The sequence below is a fragment of the Anaerolineae bacterium genome (assembly GCA_014360855.1).
Lineage (GTDB): Bacteria > Chloroflexota > Anaerolineae > JACIWP01 > JACIWP01 > JACIWP01.
The window spans coordinates 1-2,962 of the sequence record JACIWP010000334.1 but is presented as its reverse complement, the minus strand read 5'-3'; the positions used below and the strand labels follow the sequence as shown (position 1 = coordinate 2,962).

The 2,962-nt window shown below is 64.4% G+C and carries 3 protein-coding genes; 2 read left to right on the top strand and 1 reads right to left on the bottom strand.

Going from position 1 to position 2,962, the window contains the following annotated elements:
• Window positions 1–31: 31 nt before the first annotated feature.
• Window positions 32–1,381: a right-handed parallel beta-helix repeat-containing protein gene (locus H5T60_13600; protein MBC7243466.1), complete on the top strand. Its 1,350-nt coding sequence runs from the start codon at window positions 32–34 to the stop codon at window positions 1,379–1,381.
• 1 nt (window position 1,382) lies between these two features.
• Here H5T60_13600 and H5T60_13595 read toward each other — a convergent pair whose 3' ends face one another.
• The gene (locus H5T60_13595; GenBank protein MBC7243465.1) at window positions 1,383–1,904 is read right to left on the bottom strand and encodes a tRNA methyltransferase; all 522 of its coding nucleotides are present in this window, start codon (window positions 1,902–1,904) and stop codon (window positions 1,383–1,385) included.
• Window positions 1,905–2,155: 251 nt separating this feature from the next.
• Here H5T60_13595 and H5T60_13590 point away from each other — a divergent pair.
• The coding region (locus tag H5T60_13590; protein MBC7243464.1) for an ABC transporter substrate-binding protein at window positions 2,156–2,962 on the top strand (807 nt) is incomplete at its 3' end.

The following is a 2,962-nucleotide window of genomic DNA, read 5'->3' as shown; positions in this document are numbered from 1 at the left end:
GTTGGCCGGCCCTCTGCTAACCGTTTGCATCGTGCTGATCCTCCTTGTGCTCCCACAGGGGCAGGCGCTTGCGGAGGGCGCGACCTATTACGTTGCTCCCTGGGGGAACAACGCTTCCCCGGGCACTTTCGCCCAGCCCTGGGCCAGCATTGACTACGCCGCCATGATGGCCCAGGCCGGCGATACCATTATTATCCGCGGCGGCATCTACGAGGAATGGGTGGAAACCCGCCGCTCGGGGGCTCCCGGCGCCCCGATCACCTTTCGCGCCTATCCCGGTGAGCGCCCCATCCTGGACGGATATCGGCTGGAATGGGGCACCGGCTTCGCTATCGCCGGCGGGCACAGCTACATCCGCCTGGAAGGGCTGACCATCCGCAACTTCCCGGGCTACGGGCTGGTGCTGTGGGGCAATAACCACCATATCGAGCTGGTCAACCTGGAGATCTACGGCTGTGACACCGCCCTGCGCCTGACCGAATTTGCGATACCCGGGAGCACGGTAGAGGACGTGCTGGTAGAAGGGCTGTACCTGCACGACAACGCGCTGTTGGGCATGGACTGCTCCCCGGGGCCCTGCCGGCGGCTGACCATCCGCGACACCATCTCCGCCCGCAACGGCACAGGGAATAACACGGCGGCAGACGGCTTCGCCTTCGAGTCCGGCGAGGACATTCTCGTGGAGCATTGTCAGGCCTATCGGAACGCCGGCGATGGCTTCGATTTCAAGACGGCAGGGACGCGCCTGTCACGCGTGCTTTCCTGGGGGAACGTCCGCAACGGTATCAAGCTGTGGAACATCGGTGCCGCCCTGGAAAACAGCATCTCCCGCGATAACGGGCTGGCCGGCGTCGTGCTGGAGGCCGGCGGCACTTATACCCTGACCAACAACGTGGTGGCGCACAATGCGCTGGAGACCGGGGACTACGGCATGTACGTGGCCTATGATCCGCCGGCGACCGCCGAACTGCGCCTCTTCAACAACATCTTCGCCTTCAACGGGAGCGGGGTATACTTTGGCGAGCACGTACTGCTGTGGGAGGACCACAACCTGTACTACAGCCGGGAGGATTCGGAGATTCAGGCGGCGTTCACCAGTCGGGTGGACTACAGCCGGCTGGACCTGAACACCGGCCTGTGGTACATCGAGACGGGGAACGGCCGGCACAGCGCCTCCATTGACCCGGCATTTCGCGATCCAGCGGCGAGGGATTATCATCTGCGCCCCGACTCGCCGGCCATTGACGCCGGCAGTACCGCCTGGGCGCCGGCGGTGGATTTCGACGGCGTTCCCCGTCCACAGGGGTTGGCGGCCGACATCGGCGCGTATGAATGGGGCGTCTGGGGGAATCGGGTGTGGATGCCCCTGCTCCGGCGCTGAGTTATGCCGGCAGGGAGCTGACCAGAATATGGTAGCAGACCACCGCCAGGGCCACGTGCACGTTCAGGGAGCGCCCCTTGCCGAACATGGGCACAAAGACCGCCCCATCGCACAGCTCCAGCACGCTTCGCGTCACGCCGTGGTCCTCGTTCCCCACGACCACGGCCACCCTGTCCGGGTAGGGATAGGCGTAATAGGGCCGGCTGGCATCGGTCAGCTCTAGTGCGACGACGTGATAGCCGGCCTGCCGCAGTTCCATCACCGCGTCTTCCGTCCGCTCCAGGTAGCGCCAGGGCACCCGCTGGTCCTTGGCGCGTGCCACCTTGGTGATTTTGGGGTGCGGCGGCGTGGGGGTGATGCCGGTCAGGAGCAGTTCCTGCACGCGGCAGGCGTCGGCGATGCGGAAAATGGAACCGACGTTGACCGGGTAGGCCACGCTCTGCAGTACCAGCGCCAACTGCCGGCGCGGTTTTGGCTGTGCGCGCAGGAAGCGCTTGAGTTCCGTTCCTCGTAAGGGCTTCACGATGATACCTCCCCTGGCCGTGCCCCTTGAGCTATACCATGGATGGGCGCGGCTGTCAACTGGCATACACGTTTCATGACCTTCCCCACCCCTGGCAGTATGGGCGTCGGGCCGGCTGTCCCCTTGGGGCGGCCGGCCCGGATTTCCGCCCGATCTGGATTTCCGAAAAAAGGGACCTTTGTGGTACACTTTGCGCGCACGCTCGCCGCGTGCGAAGGCATCCAATCTCCCGCAGGTGAAGGAGGAGCAAGATGACGCATCATCGTCGTTGGTTTGCCCCATTTCTGGTGATGGTACTGCTGGCCATTATGGCCGCCGGCTGTGCCCTGCCGGGCAAATCCGCCGAGCCCAAGACCCTCAAGATCGGCGTCCTTCCCATCGCCGACGTGGTGCCGATGTACGTGGCACAGCAGGAGGGCTTTTTCACCCAGGAGGGCATCCAGGTGGAACTGGTGCCGGTCGCCAGCGGCACGGAGCGCGATGCGCTCATCCAGTCGGGCGGCCTGGACGGTCAGCTTAATGAGGTGTTGACCACTTTGTTGACCAACGCCGGCGGCAGTGTGCAGGTCAAGATCGTGACCACGGCCCGCCGGCCCTTCCCCGACCAGCCTCTGTTCTACATTGTCACCGCGCCGAACAGCGGCATTACCGATGTGGAGGGGCTGAAGGGTGTGGAGATCGCCATCGGCGAGAACACCGTGGTGCATTACGTGGCGGACCGCGTGCTCCAGCATGCCGGCCTGTCCGCCGGCGATATCCGCTTCACCAACGTGCCCAAGATTCCGGTGCGCTTTGAACTGCTGATGAGCGGGCAGGTGAAGGCGGCCGTCCTGCCCGACCCCTTTGCCTCGCTGGCGATCCTGCAGGGCGCCGGCGTCGCCATTGACGATACCGCCTATCCGGAGGTCTCGCACAGCGTCATCAGCTTCCGCACCGAGGTGTTGAAGGATCGCCCCAACACCATCAAGGCCTTCCTGCGGGCATATGATAAGGCGGTGCAGGCTCTCAACCAGAACCCGGATAAGTACCGGGATATCCTGATCCAGACGGCGCGCGTC